Raw genomic sequence first — 14,026 nt, 5'->3', positions numbered from 1 at the left:
TTTTGCCTAAAAAATTATACCCGGAGCATTGGACATAAACGAGCAGCTGATACACATCCGGCAAAGCCTTGCCGGGATTTTACCGGAAATTTTCCTTGCCGTTTTGTTCTGCGTTTTTCTGCTTGCAGAGCTTCTTTTTTTGAATAAGGCAAAAGAACAAAAAAGCTCATACTTGCAAAACATTGCGCTGGCAGGAAGCCTCATTGCCCTCCTGCTGGTGCTCACCCAGTGGAACACCGAGCCCTCTTATCGTTTTCACCCCATGCTGTTTCTCGACCGGCAGGCGGTGTTTTTCAAACTGCTGATCATCAGTTCCTGGATTTTCACGCTGATCCATGTACGCATTCTGAAATATGATTTTCCTCCTGAATTTCATGCCCTGCTGATTGCGGTGGTAGCCGGCCTCAACCTGCTGAGTATGTCTACCCACCTGCTGAGCATTTACCTTTCTCTTGAACTTGTTTCCATTACCTCCTACCTGCTTGTCGCCCTTTCTCCCTACAAAAAAGCCGCCGAAGGAGGTATCAAATACCTGCTTTTCGGTACAGCGAGCTCGGCCGTGATGCTGTATGGCGTTTCGTACCTGTACGGACTTACCGGCACGATGGACATTACCAGCGATGCTATGGCGCGCGGCCTTGTCACAAATCCTGAGCTCGTAGTGACCGTAGTGATCGTACTTACGCTCGGAGGTTTGTTGTTTAAATTGTCACTCGTGCCTTTTCACGTATGGACCCCGGATGTATATGAATCGGCTCCTACTCCCCTGGTTTCATTCCTTTCGGTAGCACCCAAGGCTGCTGTAATCCTCGTCCTGATGAGGCTTGCCGGTGTTTTCCCGGAAGTTTACTTCCCGATCCTGGGTGGTATTGCATTGATTAGTATGACCTTTGGAAATGTGGCGGCATTGTGGCAGACCAATGCGCGCAGGCTGCTTGCCTACTCGTCCATTGCGCAGGCCGGCTACCTGCTGGTAGGTATTGCTGCTTACAGCCGTTTTGGCTTCGAAGCTGCGGTTTTTTATACCACCGCCTACCTGGTCATCAACCTGGCTGCCTTTTTCCTGATAGATCTGCTGCATCCGCGGGATACCACCAGGCTGGAACATTATGAAGGGCTTGGCAAAACCTCGGTGTGGATTTCTGGTATATTGACGGTAACAATGATTGCCCTGGCCGGCCTCCCGCCTACTGTCGGTTTTTCTTCCAAACTCTTTATTTTCTCGTCCCTGTGGGATAGTTACCGGGAGCAGCAGTTTCCATGGATGCTGTGGCTGCTCGTCGGCGGGATTCTTAATGCTGCTGTTTCCCTCGCTTACTACCTGCGGCTTCCGTATCTGTTGTTTTTCAAAGAGGCGGCGGCATACAACCCGGCTGAACAGCGCTTCTCGGGTAAGGTAGTGGCCGGAATGCTGCTGCTGCTCATCACACTTCTTTTTTTCAACCCCGAGTGGTTGATGACATGGATTTCTTCCTTCTGAACCGACAGCTGGAAAACGCATATCCACCGCTTGAAAATCGGTTTACCTAACAATGTCTGGGAGATCTATATTGGGTACAGTCAGGAAATCGCCCTGATGCACAGTTAAACCCGACTTTCAGGAATGATCCCTTTTCTTAATCTGCATAAGGTGAACGAACCACATCTCCGCGCCATTGAAGAAGCTATTTCCCGCGTATTGCGCTCAGGCCGTTTTATCCTGGGCAAAGAGCTGGAAAACTTTGAATCCTCATTTGCATCGTACTGCCGCGCAAAGCACTGCATAGGTGTAGCCAGCGGCATGGACGCCATTTTCCTGATTTTAAAAGCCCTCTCCCTACCTCCCGACAGCGAGGTAATTGTACCCGGCAACACGTACATTGCCTCCGTCCTGCCACTCAGCCAGCTCAATCTGCGACCCGTATTTGCAGAGCCGGATGCGCATACAATGACACTCGACCCGGCCAAGATCAAAGAAAAAATTTCGCGCTACACCCGTGCTATCCTGTGCGTGGACCTGTACGGGCGATGCTGCGACATGGATCCGATCTTTAAAATTGCCAGCCAGTTTGACCTCAAAGTGATTACCGATGCAGCCCAGTCGCATGGTGCTTTGTACAAAAACAAAAAAACGGGCAGCATTGCATTTGCAACTGCATTCAGCTTTTATCCTACCAAAAACCTGGGTGCGACGGGTGATGCCGGGGCAATTACCACCAACGATCATGCGCTGGCCGAAAAAATCAGGTATCTGCGCAATTACGGCTCACTTACCCGCTACCAGCACAGGTTTCAGGGAGTGAACAGCCGCATGGACGAAATCCAGGCTGCGGTACTCAATGCCAAGCTGCCTTTTCTGGACGCACAAAACAAAAGAAGGAGAAGGATTGCAGCACGTTACCTGGCCGAAATCAAGCTTAAAGACCTCATACTTCCTCCCGGCGATCAGATCAACCAGGATGTATGGCACTTGTTTGTAGTGCGGCACCCCATGCGCTCCGAGCTGGCTGCATTCCTGCATTCCAAAGGTATCGAAACCCAGATCCACTATCCCGTAGCCGTTCACAAGCAGCCGGCTTACAGCAGGTATATGCATTTGTCACTTCCGCTGACAGAGTGCCTGCATGAGCAGATTCTCAGCCTTCCGCTGAACACAGCCCTGCGCGACGAGGAGGTTACCCACATTATCCGCAGTGTCAATGCATTTGAAGCGACCAGTTTGTAAACATTGTACTAACCGTAAATCACAAATCCGCCCGGTGGGACTGTGAGTAAAACCGCGCAGCCGTTGCGCGGTTCAACCGGCAGTATTTCCGCACTTTCACCGGATGCGTAAAGACGCCTGAAAACACCCCCGCTCCGGTGCAGCGTGTAATCCACCGTTACCCAGGCTGTAATCGTGTTTTGGGGATCCGTATTAAAAGCGCACAGGATTTCTGTATCGTTCAATATTCTCGACCACGCTACTACCGAATGCATGCGCTCACCGCCCAGGCTTGGGTAGCCGAAAGTTTCCCCGTCACCTGAAATCTGCCGCAGGTACTGCCTGCCTCTTCGGAGCGGAATGCAGGCTTTCCGTACGGCAATGATCCTGGCTATTTCAGGAAAATAGGGATTGTCTTCTTTAAAAAAGTGGACATCTTTGGATCTGAACGCTCCAAACTTACCTCCGAACATCGTTTCGCGAATGTACCGGTCGCTATCCCCTGCACCATCAAATGCCTGTTCGGTACCATAGTACAAACACGGGATTCCCAATGAAGTAAGATTGAGCCCTACAATAGCTATCAAGAAGTCCCTCCCCGACTCTCCGGCACAAAACCGCGCCTTGTTACCCCCTTTTCTTACCTGATCATGATCATCGAAAAGCGTAACCACCTTGTTCCTGAACCACACATGTGAATCTTTCTGCACCAGTTCCGAGTTACGGAACAAGCTGAAATAATCTGACGGGTTGCGATAACCTTTCACGAGGTACTCCATTTTGTCAGGAATATCATCAATACCCAATGCAGCATCGAGCCCGGTCAGTTCCAGGGTTTCAAAAGCTCTCCTGCGCCCGCCGGTGATCTCTCCGATCAGGTAGAAATTTTCCTTTCCGATAGCCACTGCAAACTCTTTAATGCATGAAGAAAAAAAGCGCGTTGCACCCAGCTCCATGTGTTTAACCGTATCAATGCGAAAACCATCAATGTCTGTCAGTGCGATCCAATACTTATAAGCTTCTGCCAGACCATGGAGCGCGTCAGACACAACAAAATCTTCCAGGCCGCCAGTACCGTGATGAATGTCTTTCAGGGACTCAAAATCCCCTTCCAGAAATTCAGGATAATCGTCCCAGTGCGTGATCTTGCCTTTTTGGGTAAATGATTCAGCCTTTTGCAACTCTGCCGGCCAGATACCGGCATCAGGATCAGCATTACCTGTCAGGGTGTCAAATGGAAGGAAAGGCGAGCCGTCTGCAGTCCGGTAGCCGCGTACCGGGTAGGTTTGTCCGTTCTGATAAACCGGCTGGCCGTTCTCATAGGCATATACGTCGCCGGAGTGGTTCAGGATTATGTCAAGAATAATGTAAATGCCATGCTGGTGGGCGATCTTCACTACTTCAATCAGGTCCTCCTTGGAACCAAATCTGGGCTCGATTTCCAGAAAATCCTGAATTCCATACCCATGATACGTTTCCTGTGAAACAACTTGCTTGAATACCGGGCTGATCCAGATTGCGGTAATGCCCAGTCGGGCCAGGTAGCCGATTTTGGAAGCAAGACCCTTCAGGTTACCTCCCGTAAACCTTGTACCTGCCTCCCGCCACGCAGCAGTATCCTCAGGAGTGAGCACAGCGTTGCCGGCATCTTCCGGCTGAAAGGGCTTTGTGGTACCGGAGCTGACTTTATTCCCCTGATTATCCAAAAATGCATTTTCGCGGTTGTCAGAAAACCGGTCGAGCAGCAGGAAGTAGAGTACCTGATCTTCCCAGGCAAGTGGTGAGGGAAAATAGCCGGACTGCCTGATCTCACTGAGATCCACTTCCGCAACAGACTTATACTTTTTCATAACAGCTACATAGTTAAGCTGTTATAATAGTTTAGTTTATACAAAAACAAAAACCGCACGCTAAGTACCTGCACTTTCCCGATTACAAACCCTGGCGCAGCCTCCCGGAAATCGGGATATAGTTACCTCCCACAAGCCCGATAAAGCTTGCCACCAATCCGTAAATCATAGGTGGATACTCGGTATTGAGGTATGCGCACAGCATCCAGACAACCAGGCCGGCAATCATGGACAGGATACAGCCATTTTCATTGGACGACGACCAGTAAATACCCGCAGTGAGGGGTACAAACAAAGAAACCAGGCTGAACGCCGAAGATTCCGAAACCAGCTCAAAAATACTTTCGCGGGTGACGGCAAGCACGATACAAATGGAAGTAATCACCACAATCCCGATCCGGATAATGCGCAGTAACTGCTTGTCATCCAGTTCAGGATTAAAGAACTTGAAAATATTTTCGCCCAAAACCGCCGCTGGCGCCATGATGGCACTGCTCGTGGTACTCAGGATTGCGGATACCAATGCCCCGAAAAACATGATCTGTAAGGGAAGGCTCATGTGCTGCAATACCATATCGGGAATGATCATCTGCCTGTCGCCACCGGAGGATGGATAAAGGAAGTGGGCGCACAATGCAATAAAAAGGGGCAGCAGCGCAACCGTCAGGTACATCATGGACGAGAGCAGCGTCGCCTTTACAGAAACACTGGCGGACTTTGCAGACATAACACGCTGAAAAACATCCTGCTGCGGAATGGAACCTAAGCCGATGGTTATCCAGGCTGCGATATACTCGACCCCTGCTTTAAAGGTAAAGTCGGGAAAGAAGCGGAAAAATCCTTCCGGAGCAGCATCGACCAGCGGCTTAAAGCCTCCTACTTTCCCGTATAATACGTAGGAAACGGCAATCAGCCCGGCAATGATCATGATCGTTTGCAGGAAATCGGTAATGGAAATGGACCACATACCTCCCCAGATGGTATAAATGATCACAACTACCGAGCTGGTGAGGACGCAGGCGGTAAGCGACCAGCCGAGTACGATTTTGAGCACAATACCCATAGCCAGTAGCTGCGCGGCGATCCAGCTGAAATAAGAAGGTATAATGAGCACAGCCGAGAGCAGCTCGGCATACCGCCCGAACCGTATCCTGAAAAAATCACAGAACGTGATAATGTTCATTTTGTAGAAACGCCGCGCAAAAAACACGCCTACCAGAAAAAGGCAGAGTGCGGCCCCAAACGGATCTTCGATCACACCCAGCAATCCGTTTTCTACAAATTCCGCAGGTGCGCCCATGATCGTTTCCGACCCGAACCAGGTAGCGAATGTAGCCGATGCAGCCAGTACCAGCGGGAGGCGCCTGCCGGCAAGTACAAAATCCTGTGTAGTTGAAATTTTCCGGGATGCCCACAAGCCGATGAGGAGGTTGGCAAACAGGTAAAGGAGGATGGAAAAAGCAAGCATTAGTCGGGTACGATCGTCAGTTTTAACGAATTGGAGGTTGAAAATATAAAAAAATACATCAATTAGGGTATGGGCAGGCGTTTCTCTCCATCTTAGGAGGGACCAATTCCTGTTATCATGATTTTTCGAAGATTTGTTTTTACCCTGACTTTATGCTGCTGGTCCTTGCTGGGCTTTTCGCAGCAGACTTCCAACAAACCCGATCGCGTCCAATGGTTTCAGAACCTTGGCTTCGGGATGTTTGTACACTGGAATGTGGATGTATCACTGGGAGCGGTGATCAGTCACTCGCTGGCGGGCGCGTCGGATGAATATGTCGACAAATACATCCGCGAGCTGCCGGGCTTTTTCAATCCCAAGAAATTTGATCCGGATGAATGGGCGACCATGGCGCGGCTGGCGGGAATGAAGTACGTGGTTTTCACCACCAAGCATCATTCCGGATTCTGCATGTTTGATACAAAGTCAACCACCTTCAATGTGATGAACACACCCTTTAAAAGGGACGTGACGAAGGAGATCATCCAGGCTTTCCGCAAGCAGGGAATTGCCATAGGGCTCTATTTTTCACCGGAGGATTTCCTGTTTTTTCATAAAAACAATATCCCGCTGGGCAGGCTGCAGGATAAAAGACAGTTCCCTGTAAACAATCCGGAACTGATGGCCTACGACAAGCAGCAGATCAAGGAATTACTGACCAATTACGGCAAGATTGACATCATGTTTTTTGACGGGCCCGGTGACGGACTGCGTGAATATGCGTGGAGCCTGCAACCCGACCTCGTCATTACACGTGACGCCATGAACACGCCCGAGCAGAACATTCCCGACAAAGCTTCGCCCCGCCCCTGGGAAGCTTGTTATACCATGGGTACCGACTGGCAGTACAAGCCCACCAATGATCCGCATAAATCGGGTACTGAAATCATTAACATGCTGATCGAGATCCGGGCAAAAGGAGGAAATTTCCTGCTGAACGTAGGTCCGAAACCCAATGGAGAGATCCAGATTGAGCAGGAAAGCCTGCTGCGTGAGATCGCGCTCTGGAATTTTGCAAACAGTGAATCTATTTACGCGGTGAAGCCACTGCCGGTGATCCGTGACAAGGATGTATGGTTTACGCAGTCCAATGACGAGAAGACGATATATGCATTTGTAACCAAAAAGCGGGATGATGACTGGAAGTATGGCCAGCGGCGCGAGTTTTTGTTCCCGCTGATTGAAGGCACTGCGCAAACGAAGGTAAGCGTACTAGGATACAAAAGTGAGCTTGTGGAGTACGTCAACAATTTTGATGCCTCTATCCGGAGCTCGGCAACACCTCTGGGACTTGCAGTGAGTGCCGTGAATGGTCAGCGGTTTTACACCAACCGCCAGTGGCCCAATACGGTCGTACTCAAAATTGAGCATGCAAAATTTAAAGCGCCTGAGGAAGCCAAAACATCCAAATCAAACATAGACGGAGCTAACTAGCACGGGCATTACGCAAAAACAGAAAAAGGTAGAAATGCATGTCATTTCTACCTTTTTCTGTTTTCAAAATGTAACCTGATTATCTCGGACCGCGTGTGCGGTTCCGATTTCCGTAGTGATCGCCCCGGTGGTATTGCTGCCGGTAATGACGCTTGTCGTACCTGCTGGGCCGGTGCCTATCCGCATAAATAATGCGGTGTCGCGGTGCAGGAACAACTACTACTCGTCGGGGAGGGGGCGGTGGTAATGGCCTGTGATACCGGTAACCGTAACCATATCCATAATCCGGTCCGTAATAGGTACGATGGGAGCATGATGAGATGATAATGGTTGCGATCAACGCGAATACCGCTGTTAAGATTACTCGGTTCCTATTCATGGCAATCCTTGGTTTGTACTATTAATAAAACGTCAGATACCATTCAAAAGTGTCCTTTCAGGGATCAAGTAGTCACAGGGCAGAAGGTTGTAACAGAGTTATCCACATTTTACAACACTTGTAAACATAGGTTAACTAGCTGTCGTTCAATTATTTTCAATGTTATTAACAGTTTATCCACAAAATGAATGTGGATAAACTGTTAACATTTATTATCAAAGGTCAGGCTTCCACATCGTATATCACCACTTTCTCCCAGAGGTGGGCGCACTCTTCCACAAACTTTGTATGGAGGGGGTGAACCTGGTATTCGTCATGCGCGGCTTCATCTGCAAAAACAAGGACTTCGGCAAAGTCGTAAGAAGCATCGATTACCGGGCGGCGTGTACCGGCAGGCTCGCCAATGTAAGCTTTGTCGATGGACTCAATAGCTTCGAGTGACTTGATACCGGCCAGCAGAGCGCTTTTTGCTTCTTGATTATCTTTTTCTTTAAGCCAGAAGAATACGTTGTGAACAAACATGGAAAGAAGTTTAAATGATTATAAAATAGATTAAGGATGTTGCTCGGGCAGGGCTTCTTCGGTCTGGTTTTCGAGTGCATGATGCACAAAGGCTTTTTCAAGCTTGAACGAGAAAGTTGTCCCTTTGTCGGGCTTGGACATGACGGCGATCTTGGTATGGTGCGCATTGAGAATATGCTTCACAATGGCCAGTCCCAGCCCGGTCCCCCCGATGTCCTTCGACCGGCTTTTATCCACCCTGTAAAAGCGTTCAAAAATACGATTTAAATGCTCATGCGGAATTCCGGGACCATTATCACGAACCGCCACGTCAATATATTTTTTCGTTTCGGTAAACTGTACAACCACTTTTCCACCTTCCTTCCCGTACTTGATTGCATTTTCAATGAGGTTGAGCATTACCTGCTCGATCCGGTCCATGTCGGCCAGCACCCATACTTCGGGCATATCCTCGGGTTTAACTTTAAGTGTTACCTCCCGGCTATGGGCAATGTTTTCGAGCCGGCTAAAAATGTTATGCGTAAGCAGCCGGATGTCCATGGGAGCAGTATTCATTTTAATATCGCCTGTTTCCATTTGCGACAGCACCAGCAGGTCTTTTACCAGCACATCCAGGCTATCCAGATTTTTGGCCGCTTTTCTCAGAAAACGCTCCCGCACATTTTCGTCTTCCATAGCTCCGTCCAACAAAGTATGGATAAACCCCTGAGCCGCAAAAATGGGTGTTTTAAACTCGTGGGAGACATCTGCCAGGAACTCGCGGCGGAAGAGTTCCAGCTTTTTCAGCTCATCGATTTCCTTCTGTTTTTTGGTAACATAAACAAAGATCTCATCATTGATAGTCCGCATAGGGTTGGATTCCTGGATGAGCTTTTTGCGGGGCGTCATATTGAAATCCCTCATTTTGAGCTTGTGGATCGTGCGGTACATCTTGTTCACTTCCCTGAAAACAAGCACATCAATGGTGTAGAGGGTCAGGAAAAAGGAGGTTACCACCGACGAAATGGCGGTCACGAAAAGCATGCCTTTGGACACCCCGTCGACAAAGGCAAGAAAACTGGTGGTGATCAGGGAAATCAGCAGGGCGAGGATAACCGCAATAAACCGGGGACTGAGGGACATGGGTGTACGTTTTCGCGCTCCGGAGCTTTGTTACCCGCAGAGATGCGCGTTTTACAGGTTGAACGATGATTTTTAACTTAAAATTAACATATCTGCCCGGAAGAAGCAGTCCATCGTACTGACAGGCGCCTGATTTAACTGAATGTTAACACAATCATTGATGTAAAACAAAAAAGGCAGTACCCCTGTCAGGATACTGCCTTTGTGCCGGCGCTGATGATCAAAACCCGCCGCGGTACTTGTAGGTACTTGACACCTTGTCGATTGCCACGATATAAGCTGCAATACGAAGCGAAACCTTGTATTTTTGAGCGGTTTCATACACTTTATCAAATGAATCCTTCATGATCCTGTCCGTACGCCGGTTGATCCGGTCGAGCGTCCATTTGTATCCGATGCGATTTTGTACCCACTCAAAGTAGGAAACGGTAACACCTCCTGCATTCGCCAGGATATCGGGTACCACCATAATTCCTTTTTCATTGATGATGTCGTCGGCTTTGGCGGAAGTAGGACCATTGGCACCTTCCACGATTATTTTGGCCTGGATACCTGCGGCATTGCGGCGGGTAATCACATCTTCCTTCGCTGCGGGTACCAGCACATCCACCGGCAGGGTCAGGATATCATCTCCCGGTATCAGCTCGGCCCCCGGATAACCTTCCAGCGAACCATTGTTGTTCTCACGGTATTTTACGGCATCCGCTACGTCAATGCCCTTATCGTTATAATAGGCTCCGGAAATATCACTGATTGCATGAATAGCAACACCTCTTTCCCTCAGCAGCAAGGCAGCATGCGAGCCCACGTTGCCGAAACCCTGTACGGCTGCAGTAGCCCGGTAGGGATTAATGCGTAGCTTTTCCATGCCGGTCACTGCTGATATGGTAACACCGCGGCCAGTGGCCTCTGTCCGGCCCAGCGAGCCGCCGAGTACCAGTGGCTTGCCGGTTACCACCGCCTGCACGGTCATACCTTTTGCCTTGGAATATTCATCCATAAGCCAGGCCATTTCGCGGGGCCCGGTACCCATATCAGGCGCCGGAATATCCTGATCAGGACCGAAAACATCCAGGAGCGCGGTGGTATAAGCGCGCGTCAAGCGTTCGATCTCCCCGGCTGACATTTCCCGTGGATTACATGCAACACCACCCTTGGCACCACCATAGGGAATGTCCACCACAGCGCATTTCCACGTCATCCAGGCAGCGAGTGCGCGTACTTCGTCAATATTCACATCCGGGTCAAACCGGATACCTCCTTTACTCGGACCCAGAATCGTGGAGTGGATCACCCGGTAACCCTCAAATACGCGGATCTCGCCGGAATCCATGGTTACCGGCAAGCCCACTGTCACCTGCTTGCGGGGTACTTTCAGGATCTGATACATTTCTCCGGATATTCCCAGTAGCTCAACAGCCTTGTCAAATCTTTGCATCATGGACTCCAGTGGATTTTCTTTATCCTTAATTGGAGCAGGTTCTATGTACGACATCTTACTTAATTTAAGGTACTGTAAATTAGCGTGTTATAATATTGCGTCGTTGTGGTTACACAAACATAAAAGATTTGCTGATATAAAAGCAAAAAACTAGATATTCTTGGAATTGTATAATAAAGTGATGTTAAATAGAATGTATCATCAATAATTCAAAGCTTAAAAGGAATACACAGCATTATACAGGAAGACAGAATTTTGTAGAGTATTTACCTGAATTACTGAAATGTAAAAGAGCATGATAATAATGCCAGCAATTAAAACCAGGTGCCCGAAGTTTCCGGGATCATTTATAGCAGCAGTTCAGTAACTTCTTAATTTGATATAGGACTAAAACAAAAAAAGGAAGCGCGAGCGCTTCCTTTTTCCCAATCTGTATGTAAGTCAGACTATGCAGTTTCCAGCTTGGACGAGTAGCGCTTGCGCTCGTTTTCGTCCAGGTAGATTTTCCGCATACGCATGCTCTGAGGCGTTACTTCCAGGTATTCGTCTTTCTGGATGTATTCCATGGATTCTTCCAGAGAGAAGTTGATTTTCGGAGCAATTCTCAAACCATCGTCCGTACCGGAGGCACGCATGTTGGTCAGTTTTTTTGCTTCCTGAAGGTTCACTACGATATCGTTCGGACGGTTGTGCTCACCAATTACCTGTCCACCGTAAATCTCGTCACCCGGCTCCACAAAGAAGCGACCGCGATCCTGCAATTTATCAATGGTGTAACCGGTTGCCGGTCCTGTATTTTTCGAAATGATCGAACCGCTGATACGTCCCGGGATAGGTCCGCGGAAAGTACCGAACTCTTTAAAACGGTGCGTCATTACTGCCTCACCCTGCGTCGCTGTCAATACGTTTGAGCGAAGACCGATCAACCCTCTTGAAGGAATCAGGAATTCAAGATGCTGCAAATCGCCTTTAGGCTCCATGATCAGCAATTCACCTTTACGCTGGGTTGCAAGCTCGATTACCTTACCCGCAGTTGCTTCAGGCACATCCACAACCAGTGTTTCGATCGGTTCAAGACGCTCTCCTTTTTCATCTTCTTTAAAAAGCACCTGAGGCTGACCTAGTTGCAGCTCGTAACCTTCACGACGCATGGTTTCGATCAATACAGACAAGTGGAGGATACCACGTCCGAAAACAAGGAATTTATCTTCAGTATCTGTCGGCTCAACGCGCAATGCCAGGTTTTTCTCAGTTTCTTTCATCAGGCGGTCACGCAAGTGACGTGATGTTACAAACTTGCCTTCTTTACCAAAGAATGGAGAGTTGTTGATCGTGAAGAGCATGTTCATCGTAGGCTCATCCACGGCAATACGTGCGATTGGTTCCGGATTTTCAAGATCAGCGATGGTATCACCAATTTCGAAATCCTCAATTCCGGTTACTGCGCAGATATCTCCGGCAGAAACTTCCGAAACTTTCACCCGGCCCAGACCTTCAAACGTCTGAAGTTCTTTTACTTTCACTTTCTTGATCACACCGTCAGCCTTGCAGAGAGACAGGGTTTGTCCTTCTTTGATCGTTCCGCGTTTCACACGGCCGATGGCAATCCGTCCTACAAATGCATTGTAGTCCAGCGAAGTGATCTGCATCTGCAGGGTACCTTCCTCAATCACCGGCTCAGGAATCGATTCGATGATCGTATCCAGCAAGTACGTAATGTTATCAGTTGGTTTCTGCCAGTCCGGGCCCATCCAGCCTTGTTTTGACGAACCATAAACGGTCACAAAATCCAGCTGGTCTTCGGTAGCGCCAAGGTTGAACATCAGGTCAAACACATTTTCCTGAACTTCTTCCGGGCGGCAGTTTTCCTTATCTACTTTATTTACAACAACAATTGGTTTCAGGCCAAGTCCGATGGCTTTTCCCAAAACAAAACGAGTTTGTGGCATAGGTCCTTCAAATGCATCCACAAGAAGTAAAACACCATCCGCCATTTTGAGTACGCGTTCCACCTCTCCGCCAAAGTCGGCGTGACCTGGTGTATCAATTACGTTGATCTTCGTGTCTTTGTAGCGAACGGATACGTTCTTGGAAACAATGGTGATCCCACGTTCACGTTCCAGATCATTATTATCAAGGATCAGGTCCTCAAATTCCTGGTTGTCGCGGAAAAGCTTGGATGCATGGATGATTTTGTCAACCAACGTAGTTTTACCGTGGTCAACGTGCGCAATAATTGCGATGTTGCGAATGGCTTGCATTGTATTATTTGTCAATGGTTTATGATCCCCAAAAAGCAGAACGTTCTCACCGGCCGGGAACCATGGTGCTGTGTTGTAGTTTTGCACCCGGGCAAATGAGGTGCAAATGTACTGCTTTTTTACCTGAATAACAGTATTTTACAATTAAATAATTGTTACCTGGCTAAAAAGAGGCATTAAGCTGAAAGAAGTGCAAAAAGCCGGATTGAACTTCATGGCTGGAAGGATAGTGCTCCCATTTTATACAAGTTGTCAGGATCAAAATCAACTCCATTTCCCCAAGTCAATGTGCCGTAGGAATCAAGCTTCACAGACTTAAAATAATCAGGGTCACGCAACTGGCTGACCAATCCATCATTGATATCACTGTACTTCTGAATGATTGCCTGGAGGTTGACAGTCTTTACTTCCCCTGTATTGAAAAGGCAGGTAACAGTGTAAGCCTCTACATTAAGAATTTCCTTGATGTAATAGAGCATTATAGCAGTGGATCTATTTTTCTCCATTGTTTGATATCTAATCCAAGATCACGAAAATTACTGAGTAGCTCTTCCTCGCGCAGAATGGTCCAGGCCTGAACCAGCTTTAATTGTTTTGCAGGTAAATACCCCTCTAACAACTCTGCATCTCTGATACCGATGATTGTACGGCAATCCTGATATTCAACGTGAAAATGTGGTGGATTATGGTCATCAAAATACATATGGATAACAATTCCGAAGAATCTGCAAATTTCTGGCATAGCGTGATTTGTGTATAGTCAGGTTAAAATTACAACATTTTGCTTTGGCTCCATCGTTTGCTTTATTTGTAGAAACAGACCATAC

The 14,026-nt window shown here is 48.2% G+C and carries 11 protein-coding genes; 3 read left to right on the top strand and 8 right to left on the bottom strand.

Annotated features, from left to right (window positions below; all coding sequences use genetic code 11):
- The first annotated feature begins 28 nt into the window (after positions 1-28).
- The gene (locus HWI92_RS21020) at positions 29-1,480 is read left to right on the top strand and encodes an NADH-quinone oxidoreductase subunit N (RefSeq protein ID WP_204658940.1); all 1,452 of its coding nucleotides are present in this window, start codon (positions 29-31) and stop codon (positions 1,478-1,480) included.
- A gap of 123 nt (positions 1,481-1,603) precedes the next feature.
- The gene (locus HWI92_RS21015; protein WP_204658938.1) at positions 1,604-2,704 is read left to right on the top strand and encodes a DegT/DnrJ/EryC1/StrS family aminotransferase; all 1,101 of its coding nucleotides are present in this window, start codon (positions 1,604-1,606) and stop codon (positions 2,702-2,704) included.
- Positions 2,705-2,712: 8 nt separating this feature from the next.
- Here the strand turns inward: HWI92_RS21015 and HWI92_RS21010 are convergent, their stop codons facing one another.
- Positions 2,713-4,533, bottom strand: coding sequence for an alpha-amylase family glycosyl hydrolase (locus HWI92_RS21010; protein WP_204658936.1), 1,821 nt, complete (start codon positions 4,531-4,533; stop codon positions 2,713-2,715).
- Between the two features lie 82 nt (positions 4,534-4,615).
- Entirely contained in the window at positions 4,616-6,001 is a 1,386-nt protein-coding gene (locus tag HWI92_RS21005; protein ID WP_204658934.1) for a high affinity choline transporter 1, read from the bottom strand.
- Positions 6,002-6,118: 117 nt separating this feature from the next.
- Here HWI92_RS21005 and HWI92_RS21000 point away from each other — a divergent pair, with 117 nt between their 5' ends.
- Complete coding sequence (locus tag HWI92_RS21000) at positions 6,119-7,474, top strand: alpha-L-fucosidase (protein WP_204658932.1); 1,356 nt, start codon at positions 6,119-6,121, stop codon at positions 7,472-7,474.
- Positions 7,475-8,075: 601 nt separating this feature from the next.
- Here the strand turns inward: HWI92_RS21000 and HWI92_RS20995 are convergent.
- The 6 genes from HWI92_RS20995 to HWI92_RS20970 form a co-directional block, all read right to left on the bottom strand.
- Entirely contained in the window at positions 8,076-8,375 is a 300-nt protein-coding gene (locus HWI92_RS20995; RefSeq protein WP_204658930.1) for a Dabb family protein, read from the bottom strand.
- 30 nt (positions 8,376-8,405) lie between these two features.
- Positions 8,406-9,497 carry a sensor histidine kinase gene (locus HWI92_RS20990; protein WP_204658928.1) on the bottom strand — a complete coding sequence of 364 codons (1,092 nt, stop codon included), beginning with the start codon at positions 9,495-9,497 and terminating at the stop codon, positions 8,406-8,408.
- 220 nt (positions 9,498-9,717) lie between these two features.
- On the bottom strand, positions 9,718-10,992 hold the full coding sequence (locus HWI92_RS20985) for a Glu/Leu/Phe/Val family dehydrogenase (RefSeq protein ID WP_204658926.1): 1,275 nt from the start codon (positions 10,990-10,992) through the stop codon (positions 9,718-9,720).
- 392 nt (positions 10,993-11,384) lie between these two features.
- On the bottom strand, positions 11,385-13,199 hold the full coding sequence (typA, locus tag HWI92_RS20980) for a translational GTPase TypA (RefSeq protein ID WP_204658924.1): 1,815 nt from the start codon (positions 13,197-13,199) through the stop codon (positions 11,385-11,387).
- Between the two features lie 212 nt (positions 13,200-13,411).
- Positions 13,412-13,705, bottom strand: coding sequence for a DUF2442 domain-containing protein (locus tag HWI92_RS20975; RefSeq protein WP_204658922.1), 294 nt, complete (start codon positions 13,703-13,705; stop codon positions 13,412-13,414).
- Positions 13,678-13,941 (bottom strand): DUF4160 domain-containing protein, encoded by a 264-nt coding sequence (locus HWI92_RS20970; RefSeq protein ID WP_204658920.1) that lies wholly within the window; start codon positions 13,939-13,941, stop codon positions 13,678-13,680. The genes HWI92_RS20975 and HWI92_RS20970 overlap by 28 nt, the downstream gene beginning before the upstream one ends.
- Positions 13,942-14,026 lie beyond the last annotated feature (85 nt).

The sequence above is a fragment of the Dyadobacter sandarakinus genome (assembly GCF_016894445.1).
Classification (GTDB): domain Bacteria; phylum Bacteroidota; class Bacteroidia; order Cytophagales; family Spirosomataceae; genus Dyadobacter; species Dyadobacter sandarakinus.
Note: the sequence above shows the minus strand (reverse complement) of the source record. Positions and strands in the feature narration are given on the sequence as shown.

Coding starts and splice junctions, on each gene's coding strand:
- HWI92_RS21015 (WP_204658938.1), top strand. CDS start 1,604: ATGATCCCTTTTCTTAATCTGCATAAGGTGAACGAACCACATCTCCGC.
- typA (WP_204658924.1), bottom strand. CDS start 13,199: ATGCAAGCCATTCGCAACATCGCAATTATTGCGCACGTTGACCACGGT.
- HWI92_RS20995 (WP_204658930.1), bottom strand. CDS start 8,375: ATGTTTGTTCACAACGTATTCTTCTGGCTTAAAGAAAAAGATAATCAA.
- HWI92_RS20970 (WP_204658920.1), bottom strand. CDS start 13,941: ATGCCAGAAATTTGCAGATTCTTCGGAATTGTTATCCATATGTATTTT.
- HWI92_RS21005 (WP_204658934.1), bottom strand. CDS start 6,001: ATGCTTGCTTTTTCCATCCTCCTTTACCTGTTTGCCAACCTCCTCATC.
- HWI92_RS21000 (WP_204658932.1), top strand. CDS start 6,119: ATGATTTTTCGAAGATTTGTTTTTACCCTGACTTTATGCTGCTGGTCC.
- HWI92_RS20990 (WP_204658928.1), bottom strand. CDS start 9,497: ATGTCCCTCAGTCCCCGGTTTATTGCGGTTATCCTCGCCCTGCTGATT.
- HWI92_RS20985 (WP_204658926.1), bottom strand. CDS start 10,992: ATGTCGTACATAGAACCTGCTCCAATTAAGGATAAAGAAAATCCACTG.
- HWI92_RS21010 (WP_204658936.1), bottom strand. CDS start 4,533: ATGAAAAAGTATAAGTCTGTTGCGGAAGTGGATCTCAGTGAGATCAGG.
- HWI92_RS20975 (WP_204658922.1), bottom strand. CDS start 13,705: ATGGAGAAAAATAGATCCACTGCTATAATGCTCTATTACATCAAGGAA.